This window comes from Streptomyces sp. NRRL B-1347 (assembly GCF_000720325.1).
Taxonomy (GTDB): domain Bacteria; phylum Actinomycetota; class Actinomycetes; order Streptomycetales; family Streptomycetaceae; genus Streptomyces.
Genome location: NZ_JOJM01000011.1, coordinates 67888 through 85426 on the forward strand (window position 1 = coordinate 67888; position 17539 = coordinate 85426).

15 protein-coding genes are annotated in these 17539 nt (G+C 72.8%); 9 read left to right on the forward strand and 6 right to left on the reverse strand.

All coding sequences use genetic code 11. The annotated features are described in order from the left end of the window. Positions 1-375 precede the first annotated feature (375 nt). Positions 376-1623, forward strand: a complete 1248-nt coding sequence (locus tag IG74_RS0112965; protein WP_030674698.1) for a glycoside hydrolase family 18 protein — start codon at positions 376-378, stop codon at positions 1621-1623. Positions 1624-1717: 94 nt separating this feature from the next. On the opposite strand, the gene IG74_RS0112975 is transcribed toward IG74_RS0112965, so the two are convergent. Further along, positions 1718-2398, reverse strand: coding sequence for a TetR/AcrR family transcriptional regulator (locus IG74_RS0112975; RefSeq protein WP_051854839.1), 681 nt, complete (start codon positions 2396-2398; stop codon positions 1718-1720). Positions 2399-2655: 257 nt separating this feature from the next. On the opposite strand from IG74_RS0112975, the gene IG74_RS0112980 reads away from it, so the two are divergent. The 3 genes from IG74_RS0112980 to IG74_RS0112990 are packed head-to-tail and all read left to right on the forward strand — an operon-like array spanning position 2656 to position 5092. After that, positions 2656-3177, forward strand: a complete 522-nt coding sequence (locus IG74_RS0112980; protein ID WP_216677669.1) for a DUF6230 family protein — start codon at positions 2656-2658, stop codon at positions 3175-3177. Beyond that, a complete protein-coding gene (locus IG74_RS0112985; RefSeq protein WP_199818826.1) occupies positions 3168-4163 on the forward strand; it encodes a DUF6114 domain-containing protein in 996 nt (331 codons plus the stop codon). The genes IG74_RS0112980 and IG74_RS0112985 overlap by 10 nt, the downstream gene beginning before the upstream one ends. An 8-nt stretch (positions 4164-4171) precedes the next feature. After that, positions 4172-5092, forward strand: a complete 921-nt coding sequence (locus tag IG74_RS0112990) for a hypothetical protein (RefSeq protein WP_030674710.1) — start codon at positions 4172-4174, stop codon at positions 5090-5092. Here the strand turns inward: IG74_RS0112990 and IG74_RS50965 are convergent. Continuing rightward, positions 5070-5234 (reverse strand): SCO1431 family membrane protein, encoded by a 165-nt coding sequence (locus tag IG74_RS50965; protein ID WP_107058928.1) that lies wholly within the window; start codon positions 5232-5234, stop codon positions 5070-5072. The genes IG74_RS0112990 and IG74_RS50965 overlap by 23 nt on opposite strands. Before the next feature lie 232 nt (positions 5235-5466). Between IG74_RS50965 and IG74_RS0113000 the strand changes: the two genes are divergently transcribed. After that, positions 5467-6951 (forward strand): M1 family metallopeptidase, encoded by a 1485-nt coding sequence (locus IG74_RS0113000; RefSeq protein ID WP_030674713.1) that lies wholly within the window; start codon positions 5467-5469, stop codon positions 6949-6951. A gap of 76 nt (positions 6952-7027) precedes the next feature. Here the strand turns inward: IG74_RS0113000 and IG74_RS0113005 are convergent, their stop codons facing one another. Beyond that, positions 7028-8431 (reverse strand): peptidase C39 family protein, encoded by a 1404-nt coding sequence (locus tag IG74_RS0113005; protein WP_030674717.1) that lies wholly within the window; start codon positions 8429-8431, stop codon positions 7028-7030. Positions 8432-8628: 197 nt separating this feature from the next. Between IG74_RS0113005 and IG74_RS0113010 the strand changes: the two genes are divergently transcribed. The 3 genes from IG74_RS0113010 to IG74_RS0113020 all read left to right on the forward strand — a co-directional run bounded on the left by IG74_RS0113010 (position 8629) and on the right by IG74_RS0113020 (position 13710). Next, positions 8629-9279, forward strand: a complete 651-nt coding sequence (locus IG74_RS0113010) for a uridine kinase family protein (protein ID WP_030674720.1) — start codon at positions 8629-8631, stop codon at positions 9277-9279. Positions 9280-9736: 457 nt separating this feature from the next. Continuing rightward, positions 9737-11620 carry an AAA family ATPase gene (locus IG74_RS0113015; protein WP_030674723.1) on the forward strand — a complete coding sequence of 628 codons (1884 nt, stop codon included), beginning with the start codon at positions 9737-9739 and terminating at the stop codon, positions 11618-11620. A 128-nt stretch (positions 11621-11748) separates the two neighbouring features. Further along, the gene (locus IG74_RS0113020; RefSeq protein ID WP_051854840.1) at positions 11749-13710 is read left to right on the forward strand and encodes a sensor histidine kinase; all 1962 of its coding nucleotides are present in this window, start codon (positions 11749-11751) and stop codon (positions 13708-13710) included. A gap of 39 nt (positions 13711-13749) precedes the next feature. Here IG74_RS0113020 and IG74_RS52065 read toward each other — a convergent pair whose 3' ends face one another. After that, entirely contained in the window at positions 13750-13923 is a 174-nt protein-coding gene (locus IG74_RS52065; RefSeq protein WP_158857599.1) for a hypothetical protein, read from the reverse strand. A 340-nt stretch (positions 13924-14263) separates the two neighbouring features. Here IG74_RS52065 and IG74_RS0113030 point away from each other — a divergent pair, with 340 nt between their 5' ends. Then, positions 14264-14968 (forward strand): response regulator transcription factor, encoded by a 705-nt coding sequence (locus IG74_RS0113030; RefSeq protein ID WP_051854841.1) that lies wholly within the window; start codon positions 14264-14266, stop codon positions 14966-14968. A 38-nt stretch (positions 14969-15006) separates the two neighbouring features. Here the strand turns inward: IG74_RS0113030 and IG74_RS0113035 are convergent, their stop codons facing one another. Both IG74_RS0113035 and IG74_RS0113040 read right to left on the reverse strand, forming a co-directional pair. Further along, on the reverse strand, positions 15007-16068 hold the full coding sequence (locus IG74_RS0113035) for a hemolysin family protein (RefSeq protein ID WP_030674730.1): 1062 nt from the start codon (positions 16066-16068) through the stop codon (positions 15007-15009). Further along, positions 16065-17501 carry a hemolysin family protein gene (locus IG74_RS0113040; RefSeq protein ID WP_078868755.1) on the reverse strand — a complete coding sequence of 479 codons (1437 nt, stop codon included), beginning with the start codon at positions 17499-17501 and terminating at the stop codon, positions 16065-16067. The genes IG74_RS0113035 and IG74_RS0113040 overlap by 4 nt, the downstream gene beginning before the upstream one ends. Between the last annotated feature and the right edge of the window lie 38 nt (positions 17502-17539).

The following is a 17539-nucleotide window of genomic DNA, read 5'->3' on the forward strand; positions in this document are numbered from 1 at the left end:
GCACTCGCAGCGGACGCGCGCACGGGGTGTGACGACGCCGCCGGGACACTGCCACGCCGATGCTGCCCTTCCGGATCGCGGAAGCTGCTGACCAGCGACTGTGGCGCGTTGAGTATGCCCGATCGGCGGCATGGCGTCACGGGTTCTCCCGGCCGCCTTCCGATCTTCACCAGCCACTTCTGGCGCCGGACGGAATCAGGCCACCAGGGAAGGAGCGAACGGGAATTGGTCCGAACCATTGACGCAATGGTCTAGTCCTCCCTAGAGTCCAGCGGCACGGAATCTTTCGCGTTCATGCCAATTCAAAGCGCGACTGTTCTTTGGTCAACAGCACCATCCCCCTTTGCTCCCCTCTCCCCCCACGAGGAGACAGCGATGCCAAGACCACACCGTCCCCGCGCCCCCTTCCGGGCGCTCCTGGCCACCGCCTGTACCGCCGTCCTGGGCGCGGGCCTGCTCGCCGGTGCGGGCACCGCCACGGCCGACCAGAACGCCGCCCCGAAGGCCGCCGAGGCCCAGGCGGGCTCGCGCGTCGTCGGCTACTTCACCGAATGGGGCGTCTACGGCCGGAACTACCACGTCAAGAACGTCGAGACGTCGGGCTCCGCCAACAAGCTCACGCACATCAACTACGCCTTCGGCAACGTCCAGGGCGGCAAGTGCACGATGGGCGACGCCTACGCCGCGACCGACAAGGCCTACTCCGCCGACCAGAGCGTCGACGGCGTGGCCGACACCTGGGACCAGCCGCTGCGCGGCAACTTCAACCAGCTGCGCAAGCTGAAGAAGAAGCACCCGAACCTCAAGGTCCTGTGGTCCTTCGGCGGCTGGACCTGGTCCGGCGGCTTCACCGAGGCCGCGAAGAACCCGCAGGCCTTCGCCCAGTCCTGCTACGACCTGGTCGAGAACTCCAAGTGGGCGGACGTCTTCGACGGCATCGACATCGACTGGGAGTACCCCAACGCCTGCGGTCTGAGCTGTGACACCAGCGGTCGGGCCGCGTACAAGAACCTGATGTCCGCGGTGCGCGCCAAGTTCGGCTCGAACAACCTGGTGACGGCCGCCATCCCGGCCGACGCCTCCTCCGGCGGCAAGATCGACGCCGCGGACTACGCGGGCGCCGCCCAGTACGTCGACTGGTACAACCCGATGACGTACGACTTCTTCGGCGCCTGGGACGCCAAGGGCCCGACGGCGCCGCACTCGCCGCTCAGCTCCTACACCGGCATCCCGAAGGCCGAGTACCACTCGCAGGCGACGATCGCCAAGCTCAAGGGCCTCGGCATCCCGTCCGACAAGCTCCTTCTCGGCATCGGCTTCTACGGCCGCGGCTGGACCGGCGTCACCCAGAAGGCCCCGGGCGGCACCGCCACGGGGCCCGCGCAGGGCACGTACGAGCAGGGCATCGACGACTACAAGGTGCTCAAGACCAAGTGCCCGGCCAACGGCACCGTCGGCGGGACCGCGTACGCGCACTGCGGCACCAACTGGTGGAGCTACGACACCCCGGCCACCATCGCGGGGAAGATGAACTACAAGAACCAGCAGGGCCTGGGAGGCACCTTCTTCTGGGAGCTCAGCGGTGACACCACGAACGGCGAGCTGATCAAGGCCATCAACTAGTCGTCCACCTCTGACGATCGGGGGCGGGAGCCGGCGGGCTCCCGCCCCTTCGTCATGGCCGCGCTCGCCGTCACACTCGTCACCGCTTCCGTCGTCACGGCGGCGGCGCCGGGCACGCGGGCTCGAACTCCTCGATGACGTTCAGGGTTTCGCGGAGCGTGCGGACGAGCAGCTCGCGCACGGTGTCCCGGGACAGCTCCCGCTCGCCCGTCGCGTCCCTGCGGCCGATCCAGTCGAGCGTGATGCCCTCGACGCTGCACAGCCAGCCGAGCAGCGCCGTGCGCGCCAGCGGCGGGATCGCGCGGCGGCCGTACGCCCCGTCGGCGATCGTGCCGACCATCGCCTCGCGCACGCCGTCCCGGATGGCGTGCACCTCGGCGTCGAAGCCCACGCCGCCGCTGACGATCGTGCGGTAGGCCGCCTGGTGGTGCTCGGCGTAGCGCAGATAGCCGTCGACGGTGCGGTGCACCCGCTCCACGGGCGGGAGTTCGGTGTCGCCCGCCGCCCGCTCCACCAGGTCGGCCACCGAGTCCTCGATGATCGCCAGGTAGTAGCCGCGTTTGGACTTGAAGTAGTAGTAGATCAACCCCTTGGCGACGCGCGCCTGTCTCGCGATGTCGTCCATCGAGAGCGCGTCGTAGGACGTGTCGGCGAACAGTTTCCGGCCGATGGTGATGAGTTCGGCGCGGCGCGCCACGGAGCGGTCGGTGCCGCGCGCCTGCGGGCGGTCCGCGTCGGTGGAACGGTCGCTACCGCGCTGTTGACTATTATTCAATTTCGGCCCTAGTCTCCAACTGCCTTGGGATGAGCCGCAGTATGGCAGACCCTCACCGCCTGCCTGGAACGGCGCGGCCCGCCCGACGGCGCCCTGTAACGCACTCCCCTGACGCACGCGCGGTTCGGCTGAACTCGTACGGGAGGAAGACAGTGAGCGCAAGCAAGCGGCCCGCAGCGGGGTCCGTCCCCGAGGGCAGAACCAACTGGAAGAAGACGGCCGTCATCGCGCTGCCCGCGTTCGTCGCGGTCGGCGCGATGGCGTCGATCATGGCGGAGGGCGCGCTCGCCGCGTCCTTCGCGGTCTCCGGCACCAGCTTCCAGGTGTCGTCGGGCAAGCTGACGAGCCAGGGCCTGGCCAGCTATGTGGAGACCGACCGGAGCGTCGACGGCAAGGGCCACCCCGTGGCGCTGCTCGGCATCGGCGACGCGACGCTGTCCGACATCTGCCAGGCGGCCTCGGTCAAGACGCCCCTCGGCACGGTGGTGTTCAAGCTGACGGCGGGCGGCGACGCGGGCAAGGTCACCGCCAGCAACCTCATCATCGACGCCGAGGACCTCGTCGGCGACGCCCGCTTCGGCACCGCCCAGATCGGCAGAGACGCCTCCACGCTCGACGAGGTGCCCGGGGTCAAGGGCGAGAAGGGCAAGTTCGGCCTCCAGGCCGGGGACATCGAGGTGTCCGGGGTGAGGTCGCACGCCTGGTCGGCGACCGGCGGCAACTTCCGCCTCAAGGGCATGCGGGTGGACGTCAGCCTGGACGGCAAGAAGTGCTTCTGAGCGGGCCCGGCGCGCCGCGCCCGGGCGGCTGGCTCGACGAGCGGCTGCCGCTGCGGGAAGTGCGCCGGGTGGTCCGCCGCTGGCGGCGCACCCGCCCGTTCTGGGGCGGGCTCCTGCTCCTCCTGGGCGGCGCCGAGCTCCTGGTCGTGCCGCTGTCGCCGCTGACGGTCCTGGTGAGCCTCGGGCTCGGCGGGATCGCCGCGATCGGCATCGGGATCGCGCTGATGGTCGCCGGTCTGTTCCTGTGGCTGCTGCCGCAGGCGCACCACTACGTGTCCGTCAACGCGCTGATCCTGTCGGTCCTGTCGTTCGCGGCGACCAACCTCGGCGGCTTCCTGGTCGGCATGCTGCTCGGCATCGTGGGCAGCGCGATGGGCTTCGGGTGGACGCCGGTGCCCGAGGACGGCCAGGAGGAGGCACGGCGGCCCGGGATCCGCGACGGGCAGGGCACGCGGACCCTCGCCGTACTGCTTCCGGTGGTCCTCGCCGGGGCGGCGTTGTGGGGCGCCGCCCCGGCGAAGGCCGAGCCCGTGGGCGGGGCGGTCGCGGCCCCGCGGGCGCCCGGCGACGGGGCCGTCGTGGCGGCCCGGACACCGCCGACCGTCACGACGACGCTGTTCGCGCCGAAGGGCTTCCTCGTCGCGGGCGTGCGCGACATCCCCACCGCCGACGGGCCGTTGAAGGTGATGGAGCTGCGCATGAACGCGGCCTCGCTCACCGACTACCGGCTGCGCACCCGCGACGGGAGCCGCGAACTGGCCCTGGGCGCCGACACCTTGGACCTGAGCGGCAAGGTCACGCTCTATCTCACCAAGTTCAGGGGCTGCATCCAGGGCCTGCTGTGCCTGACCTTCACGCCCGACCGCCTTCCGGTGCCGCCGCTGGTGCCGCCGTTCGTCTTCATGACCGACGTGAGCGCCGAGCAGGCCCTGGTCACCTCGGACGTGATCACCGCGGGCGGGCTCAGTCTGCGGGCGCACCCCTAGAGGTCATCGTGATCCAGATCCAGGCAGCGCTGTTCTGGGCGTACGCGGTGGGCGCGACGTTCGCGCTCGCCGCGGGGCGCCAGCTCCAGGTGTGGGAGCGGATCAACGCGGGAGAGGGCCCGCGCACCCGCAGCCGCGCCGCCAACCCCTATCTGGCGCTCACCCTGCTCTTCGCGGCCGTGCTCATGGTGCCGACGGGGCTCTTCGTGCTGTGGCAGAACCCGTCCTGGGCGACCATGCACGTCGCCGACGGGCACGGCGGGGTGTGGGCGGGCTTCGTCCTGCTCTACGCGGGCGGCATCCCGGTCGGGGCGGTGCTCGGGTTCCTCGCGGCGCAGGTCCTGGTGCTCGTGGGCGCGGGCTACTGGGCGTACCTGCAGTGCGTGGGCGGCTACTTCCTGCTGTTCGCCACCCTGGTGCACGGCTGGGACGGCAGCGGGTACGAGCGGTTCCTCTCGCCCGGGGCGCGCGACTGGGCCGACTGGCCGCAGGACAGCGTGGTGAACAACGCCCTGGACTTCCTGACCTCCGGCACGTTCCTCGCGCTGCTCGTCTTCGGCGCGGCCGTCATCGGCACCATGCTGATCACCGAGATCGGCTGGCTGATGGAGGGCTGGTCGCTGCCCGGCGCGGACGAGGACCGCAAGGTGCACCGCGTCCTGGCCGTGGCGATCGCCGCGGCCGGGGTCCACGGCCTGCCGTTCCTCGGCGCGGTCACCGCGAGCGCGCTGGTGCGGCTGCTCGGCGGCTGGCTCGGCCTGCCGCTGTTCGCGGTGCTCGCGGGCGTCGTCCTGCTGCCGCGCCGCTCACCCGTACGGCGGCTCTACGGCCTGGTGGGCGTGCCACACCGGCACTGGCGGGTGGGCCTCGACGACACCGCCACCACCACCGCGGGTGTGAGCGGGGTCACATCAGACCGGTCTGGGTGACGAGCATCGCGAGCAGGACGACGAGCGTCCAGCCGAGCAGGTGCTCCAGGAGCTTGGGGCCGTCCTCCTTGGGCCCTCCGGTGCGGGCCCGGAGCCCCTCACGGGCTTGGAGAACGGTGGCGGTGGCGGAGCTCGCGGTCATGGCAACTCTCGATACGTCGTCCGGCAGTGGCTTCCCCCCACTGGCCGGCAGCGGCCCCTCCCACTGCCCCCTCCACCATGCCAGCGAAATCACTCGTATCGGGCGAGACGTTGGTCACCCCACAACTCGGACCCCGTGCCGTGCGTCTAAGACGGCGTACGTCCGCTAAGAACGGCGTACGTCCGCGCTCCACCGGGCGCACGTCCACGCACCATCGACCGAAGGGTTTCCGATGAGTACGTTCCCGACGCCCCGCCGCAGAGCACGGCTCGCCCTGGCGGCGGCCGTGACCGTGGCGGCCGCCCTCACCGGACCGGTCTCGTACGCCACCTCCGCCTCGGCCCCCGAGGCCAAGCCCGCCCCCGGCGCCCCCGGCCTCGGCGACCCGATGTTCCCGCTCGACGGCAACGGCGGCTACCGGGTCGACCGCTACCTCCTGGACTTCGACTGGCAGGCGCCCAGGACGCCGTTCGAGGCCACGGCGACGATCAAGGCCACCGCCACCCAGTCCCTGTCCCGCTTCAACCTCGACTTCGGCGGCAACACCCTGCACGCGGTCACCGTCGACGGCAAAGCCGCGGGCACCTCGCGCGCCGGGGACGAGCTGGCCGTCACGCCCAAGTCGCCGCTCGCCGAGGGCCGCTCCTTCACGGTGAAGGTCACCTACACCGCCGACCCCACCCAGGTCCGCCACCGCGACGACGCCATCGAGGACTACGGCTGGATCCCCACGCCCGACGGCACGGTGGTCTACCCGCAGCCCAACGGCGCCCGGCTGATCTTCCCCGCCAACGACCACCCCAGCCAGCGCGCGCCCATCACCTTCCGCATCACCACGCCGAAGGACCTGACGGCCGTCGCCAACGGCAAGCTGGTCGGCAAGAGCGCGCGGCCGGGCGACCGGGTGCGGTGGACGTACGACTCCGAGCAGCCGCTGTCCACGCAGCTGGTGCAGCTGGCCGTCGGCCGGTTCACCCTCGACGAGCGGACGGGCCCGGGCGGCCTGCCGATCCGCGACGTGGTGCCGGACGCCCTCGTCGAGCCGACGGCGAAGTACCGCAAGCTCACCGCCGACCACCTGACCTGGCTCCAGGAGAAGCTCGGCCCCTACCCCTTCAACCGGTACGGCATCCTCGTCGGCGACACCGACCTGGGCGTGGCCCTGGAGACCCAGACCCTCTCGCTCGTGCCCAAGGCCGATCTGCTCGGCACCCAGGTCGACGCCGAGCGGAACCTGGTGCACGAGCTGACCCACCAGTGGTTCGGCGACAGCGTCGCGCTCAAGGGCTGGTCCGACCTGTGGGTCAGCGAGGGCCACGCCCGCTTCTACGAGCGCCAGTACTCGCAGGAGCACGGCGGCGCCAGCTTCGAGGAGGCCATGAAGGCCGCGTACAAGGCGCACGACCAGTGGCGCAAGGACTTCGGCGCGCCCGCGGAGCCCACCGAGCCCAACCTCTTCAAGCGCATGCGCTACGACGGCTCGGCGCTCGTCCTGTACGCGCTGCGCGAGCAGGTGGGCGACGCGACCTTCCAGAAGATCGAGCGGGCCTGGGTCACCGAGTACCGCGGGAAGGCCGCGAGCACCCAGGACTACGTCGACCTCGCCTCGCGGGTCGCGGGCCAGGACCTTGAGGGCTTCCTCAAGCCGTGGCTGTACGGGGCGAAGACGCCGCCGATGCCCGGGCACCCGGACTGGGTGGTGGACCCGGCGACCTGATCGCCCGCCGGGGACGCGGAGGTCCCGCACCCTGAGCGGGACCTCCCCACCGGCTCCGCCCCCGGCGAGGGGGGCGTCAGCGCACGCCGACCGCGGCGAGCGCGCGCACCTGCGCCTTGGCCGGGCGCAGCGGGAAGTACAGGTAGCAGACGCCGCCCGTGCCGGAGACGACCTTGCCCTGCGCGTTCTTGCGCTTGGTCCGCAGCCAGATGTTCTCCCACTCGCGCCGCAGGTAGACGCGCCGCACCGCGGCGTTGCTCGGCGACGCCGGGTCGTTGGCGATCACGTCGCCGCCGTCCGTGAAGCCGACGACGGTCATCAGGTGGCCCGCCGTGCCGTAGCCGGCGCCGGTCAGCTCCTCCTTCAGGAACGACTGCGACGTGATGACGGGGATGCCCGCGGCGATCAGCGTCTCCAGGTCGGAGAGCGAGCCGAGCCGGGTGACGACGCCCTGCATGTCCCGGTACGTGGCGGCGTAGGCGGCGTTGAAGGGCCAGTTCCCGCAGCCGCCGTACTGGTAGTCGTAGGTGAAGCGGGCCGCGTGGCACACCTGCGGGTCGGCGAAGGAGGGGTCGACCCAGGCCAGGTCCGCGGCCGTGGGCCTGCGGCCCCAGTACTCCAGGATCATCTGGGACGAGGTCGGGCTGCACCAGGCCTCGCCGCCGTTGTCGTACTCCGGGTACTGACCCTTGTGGATCTCCTGCGAGTAGCGCGGCACCGCCAGCTCCCCGGCGGGCCCCGGCTCGGACGCGGGCACCGTGAAGCGGTCCGGCACGTCCGATGTCATCGCGCCGAGGCGCCACACCGTGGGGGTGACCGCGGTCCCGGGCTCGCGGTACAGGGTCAGGCGCGGCCGGTACGAGACGAGGCGCAGGCCGGTCGTGGTGTCGTCGAGGGACACGGTGTCCGTCCACACGGTCGACCTGCCGTCCTCCTGGCCGTCGACCGAGGTGCGGCGTATGACGGGGGCCGCCGGGTCCTGCCGGTCGTCGCCGGAGGCCCAGCGCCCGAGGACGTACCACGGCGTGCTTGTGCCGTCGGAGTAGGCGCCCTCCAGTTCGACCTGGATCCAGGTGCCGCGTGGTGTGCGGGCGTTCCAGGAGGCGATGACCTCCGTGCCGGGCACGGCGGAGCGGTGCACGGGTCCCGTCCAGCGGGCGTACTCCCAGGTGGTGGTCCTGCCGGTGTGCGGGTCCGTGTAGTCCGTGGTGCCCAGGGGCTCGGCGATCTCGACGCCGGGGCGGGTCTTGCCCGCGACGCGGGTGCCCGCTCCGGTGCCCGCGCTCCAGTCCTTGCGCGAGGTCCAGGCGCGGTTGTCCACCGGCCGGTCGGCGCGGGGCGGGCGGCGGCGGGCCGCGGGGGCAGCGCCCGCCGGGGTCGCGGCGGGCGAGGTCGCGGCGGCCGCGGCGGCGGCGACGGCCGCGGCGCCCGCGGCGGTGGTGAGAAGTCTTCTGCGGGACATGCCTTCAGCTCGGTCCATGGACGGGGAACCCCCAGACGAGAGTCGTCAGGTGCACGACAGTGCGCCAACTATGACCGTTCGATGGTGGGTTCTGCCAGTGAACGGACTCCGGCGGCATCCACCAATATTGGCCTCTACCACTGGTATGACCTGCGACGCCGCACTGAACCGCGCAACTGTTCGGAAATCGACGCGGGGGCCTAGGCTGGCGAGTGATGACAATGACCCGGCGCCCCACGCCTCTCCCGCGCCTCGCCCGTGCGCTGCGCGCGCTCCCCCCGTCCTGCGGCCCGGTCCGGCTGGTCGCCGTCGACGGGCACGCGGGCTCCGGCAAGTCGACGTTCGCCGTACGCCTCGCCGACGCGCTCGGCGGCGCCCCGGTGCTCAGGCTCGACGACATCGCGAGCCACGAGGCGCTCTTCGACTGGACCGACCGGCTGCGGCAGCAGGTCATCACCCCGCTGTCCCGGGGCGAAGCAGCGCACTACGAGGCGTACGACTGGCACGCGCGCCGCTTCGGCCCTGCAAGTCGCCCCCTGCCCGCGGCCCCCGTCGTCCTCGTCGAGGGTGTCGGCGCGGGCCGTCGCGTGCTACGCCCGTTCCTGACGCGACTGCTGTGGATGGAGCTGCCGCGCGCCGCGTCCTGGGCCCGCGGACGCCACCGGGACGGCCCGGAACAGCGCGACTTCTGGGACGGCTGGGAAGGCGCCGAGCGGCAACATTTCGCCGCTGACCCGTCCCGGCCGTACGCGGAGCTTCTGGTACGGGAGTTGTCCATGGGGTACGAGGTGCTGACGGGGCCCGCAGGGACGGCAGCGGACGCCAAAATCGTCACTCAGGGTGAAGGTCCGTCGGCAGCGCGCTGAAACTTTGGAAAGTCCGTTTCCGACCACGTGGCCAGTTTCCGTGAGTGGCCCAACTCTGCTTGACCGAGGGGCCTTACAGGACTTACGTTCTCAAGGAGCGGCCTTTCGGGCCGCCCCTCAGACGCGAAGCCCCCGGTTGTTCCCCCGTGATCGGGGGCTTCGTTCTGCCCTGACCCCGCTTTCCGCAGGCGCCACGAGCCGTCATTCGCTCACACTGGGTCACCAACGCGCCCGCTCTCACCTGGGCGACCGCCGCACCCTCCGCGCCCGATCCCGCGCCCCCCGCACCCTACGGCCGGGCACCTCTCCGCAGGTACGATGCCTCTCGGTGCGACCAAACGGACGGCGGCTTCGCGCACCGGGTCAACTCCCGTCCGCAGCACGGCGGTTCAGATCGGTCGCCGACGGGCAGCGGCCCGGTGGCACACACACGGGGGCACGGCTTGTGGGGGACGTGATGGACTTCGGCACGCAGGGCCGGGCCGCCCCGGCCGACCTCGCCTGGCTGCGGGGGGTCGACGCCTACACGATGGGCGCCTATCCGCAGGCGGAGGAGGAGTTCCGGGCCGCGGTGCGCATCGACCCGGGCATGGCCGACGGCTGGCTCGGGCTGCACGCGCTGCGCGTCGACACCACGACGGCACTCCTGCGGATGTACCAGCACCGGGACCGCTTCGGCGAGCAGCGCGCCCGGCACGGCCGCACCCTCAACTCCTGGTACTGGCTCGGCTGGTGGGTCCAGCCCGTCCTGGAGTCCGTCCGGGACCTGCTGCTCGCGCACGCCTCGCACTGGCTGGACGGCCGCCACGTCCCGGAGCTCGACCGGGCCCTCGCGGGCCTTCCGCCCGTCGACACCGACAGCCAGGTGCGCTTCCTGCACGCCTGCCGCGCCTATCTGGTCAAGGACTGGGAGCAGTTGGTGCGGCACACCGACCCGCTGATCGACGACCCGATGCTCGGCATCGAGGCGGGCCTGTTCGGCGGCATGGCCCGGGTCCGGCTCGACATGTACGGCCAGGCGGAGCCGCTGCTCTCCGCCGCCCTGATGCGCTGCCGCAGCGAGCAGCCGCAGCGCAAGGAGCTGCGCTACTGGCTGGCCCGCGCGCACGAGGGCACCGGCAGGTCCGCCGCCGCCCTGCCGCTGTACCGCGCGGTGCACCGGGTCGACCCCGCCTTCATGGACACCTCCGCGCGGCTCGCGGCCATCGCCGAGGGCGACGGCTTCGACGACGGCACCGACCTCGCCGCCGTCACCCTCGCCGGGCTCGGCCAGGACGTGCTCGACGGGCCCGAGGGCGTGGACGCGCTGTTCGGCGCCGAGGGCCGCGACCTGAAGGTCACCGAGCCCGATCTGCCGCCGGGCACAGGCCCCGCGGAGCAGCCCGCCGCCGACACCGTGCGCGAGAAGGCGATCATCCCCGTCAAGCCTCCGCCGCCGCAGCTGCCGCCGGGGCCCACCGATCCGGCGCTGCTCGCCCAGGCCATCGCCGAGCTGGAGCGCATGGTCGGGCTCGAACCCGTCAAACGGCAGGTCAAGGCGCTGTCGGCGCAGCTCAACATGGCCCGTCTGCGGGCGGCCCAGGGCCTGCCCGTGCAGCCGCCGAAACGACACTTCGTCTTCTCCGGGCCCTCCGGCACCGGCAAGACCACCGTGGCCCGCATCCTCGGCCGGGTCTTCTACGCGCTCGGCCTGCTCGGCGGCGACCACCTCGTGGAGGCCCAGCGCGCGGACCTCGTCGGCGAGTACCTGGGCCAGACCGCCGTCAAGGCCAACGAGCTGATCGACTCCGCCATCGGCGGCGTCCTCTTCGTCGACGAGGCCTACGCCCTGTCCAACTCCGGCTACGGCAAGGGAGACGCGTACGGCGACGAGGCGCTGCAGGTGCTCCTGAAGCGGGCCGAGGACAACCGCGACCACCTCGTGGTGATCCTCGCCGGCTATCCGGAGGGCATGGACCGGCTGCTCGCCGCCAACCCCGGCCTGTCCTCGCGCTTCACCACCCGCGTCGACTTCCCCTCGTACCGCCCGCTCGAACTCACCGCGATCGGCGAGGTGCTCGCCGGTGAGAACGGCGACGTGTGGGACGAGGAGGCCCTCGACGAGCTGCGGTCCATCAGCGGGCACGTCGTCGACCAGTCCTGGATCGACGAACTGGGCAACGGAAGGTTCCTGCGCACGCTGTACGAGAAGAGCTGCGCCTACCGCGACCTCAGGCTCTCCGGCTATCCGGGCGAGCCGACCCGCACCGACCTGGCCACGCTGCGGCTGCCCGACCTGATGCAGGCGTACGGCGAGGTCCTCTCGGGCCGGGGCCCGACGGGACCCGCCGGTACGGGATGACCGTTCCCCCGGGCGGAACGGCCCCGCCTGTCACCCCTTAGGGGCATTTGCCGCCCGGTTGTCCCAGCTGTGGCCAGAAGTCCGCGACCCTGACCACAAAGGCGCGGACACGGTGGGGGTGCGCGACGATGACCACCTGGCTGGCATGGGGATTCTTCGCCGCCGTCACGACGGCCACCGGCACCGGCGTGGCCCTGTGGATCGCGTGCGGGCTCAGCTTCCAACTCGCCGTCGACAGCTTCGTCGTGACGGACACCACCCTGTCCCTCACCTTCGCCGCCTGCGGCGTCGCCGTGGCCTGGCGCCGCCCCCGCAACCCCATCGGCTGGCTCCTGCTCGGCGGCGGCGCGGCGCACGCCGTGACCGTCCTGGCCCTCGGCTTCCTCGCCCTCGGCCTGCGCGACGGCTGGGCCCCGGCGACGCTCCGCGTCCTGGTCACCCTCGCCCTCGCCGCCTGGCCGCTCGGCCTGCGGCTCTTCGTGCCCCTCGCGCTGCTGCTGTTCCCCACCGGGAGCCTGCCGGGCCCGCGCTGGCGCCCGGTGGCCTGGGGCACCGCCACCCTCGGCGGCCTGTTCTGGCTGTGGAGCGTCACGACACCCGAGCCGTACGCGCTCGGCGGCCCCTCCGGGTACCTGCGGGTCCTCAGCTGGCCGCCGCTGGAGCCGTACCGGGCGCAGACCGACCTCCTGGGCATCTTCGTGCCCATGCTCATCGACCTCGCCGCCCTGATAGTGCGCTACCGCTGGGGCGACGAACGGCTGCGCCGCCAGATGCTGTGGCTGATGCTCGCCGTGCTGTGCGCGGTGCCCTGGTGGCCGCTCGGCATGAACGCGGAGGCGCTCCAGGTCCTCATCACCGCCCAGCCGATCGCCATCGCGGTCGCGATCCTGTGCCCGCAGGTCCTGGACATCCAGTGGGTGGTGTCCCGCGCCCTGCTGTACATGACGCTGTCCCTGGGCGTGCTCGGCGTGTACACGGCCGTGGTGCTCTTCCTGGACCGGGTGCTGCGGGAGACCTTCCACATCGGCGGTGCCGCGCTGGTCGCCATCGCCGTCGCGATCGCCTTCCACCCCGTGCGCGGCGTGCTCCAGCACGGCATCGACCGGCTCCTCTACGGCGACCGGGGCGACCCCGTGCGCGCGCTCAACCGGCTCGGCGCCCGGCTGACCGCCGAGGCCGGCCTCGACGGGCTGCTCCTCGCGGTCCGCGACGCGCTGCGGGTGCCGTACGCCGCCTTCCACCTGGAAGGGCGGGCGGTGGCGGCCTCCGGCACCCCGCCGCCCGGCTGCGCGATGGTGCCGCTGCCCGCGCCCGGCACCAAGGAGGCCGAGCTGGTCGTGGGCACCCGCAGGGGGCAGGCCCGGCTCGACGCGGAGGACCTGCGCACCCTGCGGGTCCTGGTGGTGCCGCTGGGGGTCGCGGTGCGCGCGACCGTCCTGTCCGAGGAACTCCAGTCCTCGCGCGAGCGCCTGGTGTCGGCCCGCGAGGAGGAGCGCCGACGGCTGCGCCGCGACCTGCACGACGGGCTCGGCCCCACCCTCACCGGCCTCGCCTTCACCGCCGACGCGGTGCGCAACCTGGTCCGCTCCGACCCGGCCACGGCCGAGCTCCTCCTGGACCAGCTGCGCGGGCACGCGAGCGGCGCCATCGACGAGATCCGCCGTCTCGTCGAGGGGCTGCGCCCGCCCGCCCTGGACGAGCTGGGGCTCGTCGCCGCCCTCGCCCGGCAGGCCGAGCGGCTGAGTCACCGCGTGGGCGGCGCCCCGCTCGCCATCACCATCGACGCGCCCGGCAGGCTCCCCCAGCTGCCGGCCGCGGTCGAGGTGGCGGCGTACCGGATCGCGACCGAGGCGCTGACGAACGCCGCCCGGCACTCGCGGGCCGACCACGCCCTGGTCCGGCTGCGCGTCGACGACGCGCTGCGCATCCGGGTCACCGACAACGGCGGCCCGTCCGCCCTGCCGTGGCAGCCCGGGGTGGGCCTGTCCACGATGGCGGAGCGGGCCGCCGAACTCGCCGGCTGGTGCCGGTGCCGCCCCGGTCCAGAGGGCGGGGAGGTGAGCGCCGTCCTCCCGTTGCGGTCCGGCTAGCACCAGCACGGCACTGTACGACTGAGGCCCCTGATTCCGTCAGCCGTACAGGATCCGGGTCCACGCGTGGTGGACGTACTCACCCACGGCCACCACCCTCGTGACGGCACCACCTCCCCCCGCCGCGGCCGCCGCTGTCGTCCCGGCGAAACCGGCGCAGAGGGCCGCCGCGGCAAGGGTCGCCACGCCAACTGCCTTGAGTGTGTCGCGCATTGCCGTTCTCCTTGTCCTTGGGGTGCGGGCTCGCGGGAACGAGCACGTGCCGGGCCGCGCACATGCAGACCGGCGGGCTCAAGGGCGGTGCCCCGCGGGGAGGTGTCCGGCGCATCGGGTGCCTCCGTTCGGGGCCTGGTCATCGGCTTTGCGGGGATTTCGTTGCCGGCCGGGCCCGATGGCACGGGCCCGGCGGTCCCCCGTTTCCAGGCTCAGCATGGCCCTCGGCCCCTCCTTCGGGTCAGGGCCCGCACTCCTCCCCCGGCCGGGAACTCCTCCCGGCCGACTCGGGTGCCCGCGCCCATGACGGAGGGTCCGCCGTCCGGAACGATGGGTAGGCATGGCAGGACGCACCGCCGCCGTTGGGAGCCGCGCCTTGACGACGCCCGCCGATTCCAGTGAGCTCACCGTGGTCCTGGCCGACGACCACCCCGTGGTCCGCGGGGGCCTGCGGGCGCTGCTCGGATCCATCGACGGCATCAGAGTGGTCGGGGAGGCCTCCGGCGGCCGTGACGCCGTGCGCGAGACGCTGCTCCACCGGCCCCTGGTGCTCGTCATCGACCTGGAGATGCCGGACCTCGACGGGGTCAGCGCGACCCGGGAGGTGCTCGCGTCCGCGCCGGACACGGCGGTGCTCGTCCTGACCATGTTCGAGGACGACGAGTCGGTGTTCGCGGCGATGCGGGCGGGCGCCCGCGGCTACATCCTCAAGGGCGCCGCGCAGGACGAGATCGTGCGCGCCGTGCGCTGCGTGGCCGCCGGGGAGGCCATCTTCGGGCCGCGCATCGCCCGCCGCGTGGCCGAGTGGATGGCCCGGCCGCGGGACGCGGCGGCGCGCTCGCCGTTCCCCGAGCTGACGGCGCGCGAGCTGGAGGTGCTCGACCTGATCGCCGCGGGCATGGCCAACCCGGCGATCGCCCGCAGGCTCCAGCTGGCGCCGAAGACCATCAGCAACCACGTGTCGGCGATCTTTGTGAAGCTCCAGGTCGCCGACCGCGCCACGGCCATCGTGCGGGCCCGGGACGCGGGCCTCGGCCGAGCGTGAAGCGAGGCTCCGCGCGCTCGTCCTCAAGTGCCCTTCGGTCAGCGCACCAGTTCCCTCCCCCGTGTCGCCCGTGGCACCGTCAGCCGGTGGGCCGGGTCCCTGACCTCGCCGACCAGGAGTTCCAGGACGTCCTCCAGGGCCACCAGGCCGAGGATCCGGCCGGCGGCGTCGGCGACCTGCGCCAGGTGGGTCGCGGCGTGCCGCATCACCGACAGGGCATCGTCCAGGGGCAGTTCGGCCCGCAGCGTCGTCATCTGGTGCCAGACGTGCTGCGGCACCGCACGGTCGGTGTCCTCCAGGTCGAGGACGTCCTTGACGTGCAGATAGCCCATGAAGGCACCGCTCTCCGCGCGGACCGGGAAGCGGGAGTAGCCGGTGCGGGCGGTGAGGTCGACAACCTGGTCCGGGGTGACCGACGGGCCGACCGTGACCAGGGACGCGCTGTCGAGCAGGACGTCGGTGACCGGGCGCGAGCCCAGTTCGAGGGCGTCCTCCAGGCGCTCCTGCTCCTGCGGGTCGAGCAGCCCCGCCTGGCCCGCGTCCTCGACCAGGCGGCCCAGCTGCACGCTGGTGAAGACCGCCTCGACCTCGTCCTTGGGCTCGACCCGGAACAGCCGCAGGATCAGCCGGGCGCAGGCGCCGAGCGCGGCCGTGACCGGACGGCACAGCCGGGCGAAGGCGACCAGGCCCGGGCTGAGCCAGAGCGCGGTCCGCTCCGGCGCCGCCATCGCGAGGTTCTTCGGGACCATCTCGCCGATGACGAGGTGCAGGAAGACGACCACCGCGAGCGCGATCACGTACCCGAGGGGGTGGACCATGCCCTCCGGGAGCCGGGCCGCCTCGAACAGCGGCTCCAGGAGGTGCGCCACGGTCGGCTCGGCGACCGCGCCGAGCGTCAGCGAGCAGACGGTGATGCCGAACTGGGCCGCGGCCATCATCTGCGGCAGGTGCTCAAGGCCGTACAGGACCTGGCGGGCCCGGGCCGTGCCGAGCGGCTCGATCTGGCTGCGGCGCACGGAGACGAGCGCGAACTCGGCCCCCACGAAGAAGCCGTTGGCGAGCACGAGCAGGAGGGCCAGGAGGAGTTGGAGGGCGCTCATCGCACCGCCTCCGCGACGGCCCTGTCCGCCGCGGAACCGTGCGCCGGGCCACCGGCGAGCCCGAAGGCCGCGGGGTCCGGGGCGGCCGCGGCGCCGTCGGCGGCCGCCGGGTCGCCGCCCGCCCGCGTGCCCGCGGTCCGTACGAGCCGCACGCGCTCGGCGCGGTAGTGCCCGACCTGGCGCACCGCGAGCCGCCAGCCCGGGAGTTCGGCCCGGTCACCGGGTGCCGGGATGCGCCCGAGCAGATCGGCGACGAGCCCGGCCACCGTCTCGTACGGCCCCTCGGGGACGTCGAGTCCTATGCGCTGGAGCGTGTCGACGCGGCAGCCGCCGTCGGCGTCCCAGGCCGGGCGGCCGTCCTCGGGCGGAGCCGCGGCGAGCTCGGGCAGGTCCTGGCGGTCGTGCTCGTCGCGGACCTCGCCGACGAGCTCCTCGACGATGTCCTCCAGGGTGACGACTCCCGCCGTGCCACCGTACTCGTCGACGACGACGGCCATCGGCTGCTCGCTGCGCAGCCGCTCCAGGAGGGGCTGCACGGGCAGCGTCTCGGGGACGAGCAGCGGCGCCTTGGCGATGCGGCTGACGGCGGTGCGAAGGCGTGCGTGCCCCGGCACGGCGAGGGCGTCCTTGAGGTGGACCACGCCGACGACCTCGTCGATCCGCTCGCGGTAGACCGGGAAGCGGGACAGGCCGGTGGCGCGGGTCAGATTGACCACGTCCTCGGCGGTCGCCGACGACTGCAGGGCGCTGACCTTCACGCGCGGCGTCATCACGTGCTGCGCGGTGAGCTCGCCGAGCGAGAGGGTGCGCACGAACAGATCGGCGGTGTCCTGCTCCAGGGCCCCGGCACGGGCCGAGTGCCGGGCGAGCGACACCAGTTCGCCGGGGGTGCGGGCGGAGGCCAGCTCCTCGGTGGGCTCGACGCCGAGGGCACGTACGAGCCGGTTGGCGACGGCGTTCAGGGCGGCGATCACCGGCCGGAAAAGGCGTGCGAAGGCGTGCTGCGGCCCCGCGACGAACCGGGCCACCTGGAGCGGTCTCGACACCGCCCAGTTCTTCGGCACGAGTTCGCCGATCACCATCTGCACGGCGGACGCAAGCAGCATGCCGACGGCCACGGAGACCCCCGGAACCGCCGCGCCGGGCAGGCCCGCGGACGTGAACGGGCCCGCGAGCAGGTGCGCGAGGGCCGGTTCGGCGAGCATGCCGACGACGAGGGAGGTGAGGGTGATGCCGAGCTGCGTGCCCGACAGCTGGAAGGACAGCTCCTTCAGGGAGCTCACGACCCTGCGGGCGCGGCGGTCGCCGTCGGCCGCCGCCTTCTCGGCATCGGGTCGCTCGACGGTGACGAGGCCGAACTCGGCAGCGACGAAGAAGCCGTTGGCGAGGATCAGCAGGAAGGCCGCTCCGAGGAGCAGCAGGGGGATGGTCATGATGCCGCCGCCTCGCCCGGTGCGCGGGTCCCGGTATG

Bases quoted from the DNA above. Each gene is read 5' to 3' on its own strand.
- IG74_RS0112965 (WP_030674698.1), top strand. From the start codon at position 376: ATGCCAAGACCACACCGTCCCCGCGCCCCCTTCCGGGCGCTCCTGGCC.
- IG74_RS0112980 (WP_216677669.1), top strand. From the start codon at position 2,656: ATGGCGTCGATCATGGCGGAGGGCGCGCTCGCCGCGTCCTTCGCGGTC.
- IG74_RS50965 (WP_107058928.1), bottom strand. From the start codon at position 5,234: ATGACCGCGAGCTCCGCCACCGCCACCGTTCTCCAAGCCCGTGAGGGG.
- IG74_RS0113000 (WP_030674713.1), top strand. From the start codon at position 5,467: ATGAGTACGTTCCCGACGCCCCGCCGCAGAGCACGGCTCGCCCTGGCG.
- IG74_RS0113005 (WP_030674717.1), bottom strand. From the start codon at position 8,431: ATGGACCGAGCTGAAGGCATGTCCCGCAGAAGACTTCTCACCACCGCC.
- IG74_RS0113010 (WP_030674720.1), top strand. From the start codon at position 8,629: ATGACAATGACCCGGCGCCCCACGCCTCTCCCGCGCCTCGCCCGTGCG.
- IG74_RS0113015 (WP_030674723.1), top strand. From the start codon at position 9,737: ATGGACTTCGGCACGCAGGGCCGGGCCGCCCCGGCCGACCTCGCCTGG.
- IG74_RS0113020 (WP_051854840.1), top strand. From the start codon at position 11,749: ATGACCACCTGGCTGGCATGGGGATTCTTCGCCGCCGTCACGACGGCC.
- IG74_RS52065 (WP_158857599.1), bottom strand. From the start codon at position 13,923: ATGCGCGACACACTCAAGGCAGTTGGCGTGGCGACCCTTGCCGCGGCG.
- IG74_RS0113030 (WP_051854841.1), top strand. From the start codon at position 14,264: ATGGCAGGACGCACCGCCGCCGTTGGGAGCCGCGCCTTGACGACGCCC.
- IG74_RS0113035 (WP_030674730.1), bottom strand. From the start codon at position 16,068: ATGAGCGCCCTCCAACTCCTCCTGGCCCTCCTGCTCGTGCTCGCCAAC.
- IG74_RS0113040 (WP_078868755.1), bottom strand. From the start codon at position 17,501: ATGACCATCCCCCTGCTGCTCCTCGGAGCGGCCTTCCTGCTGATCCTC.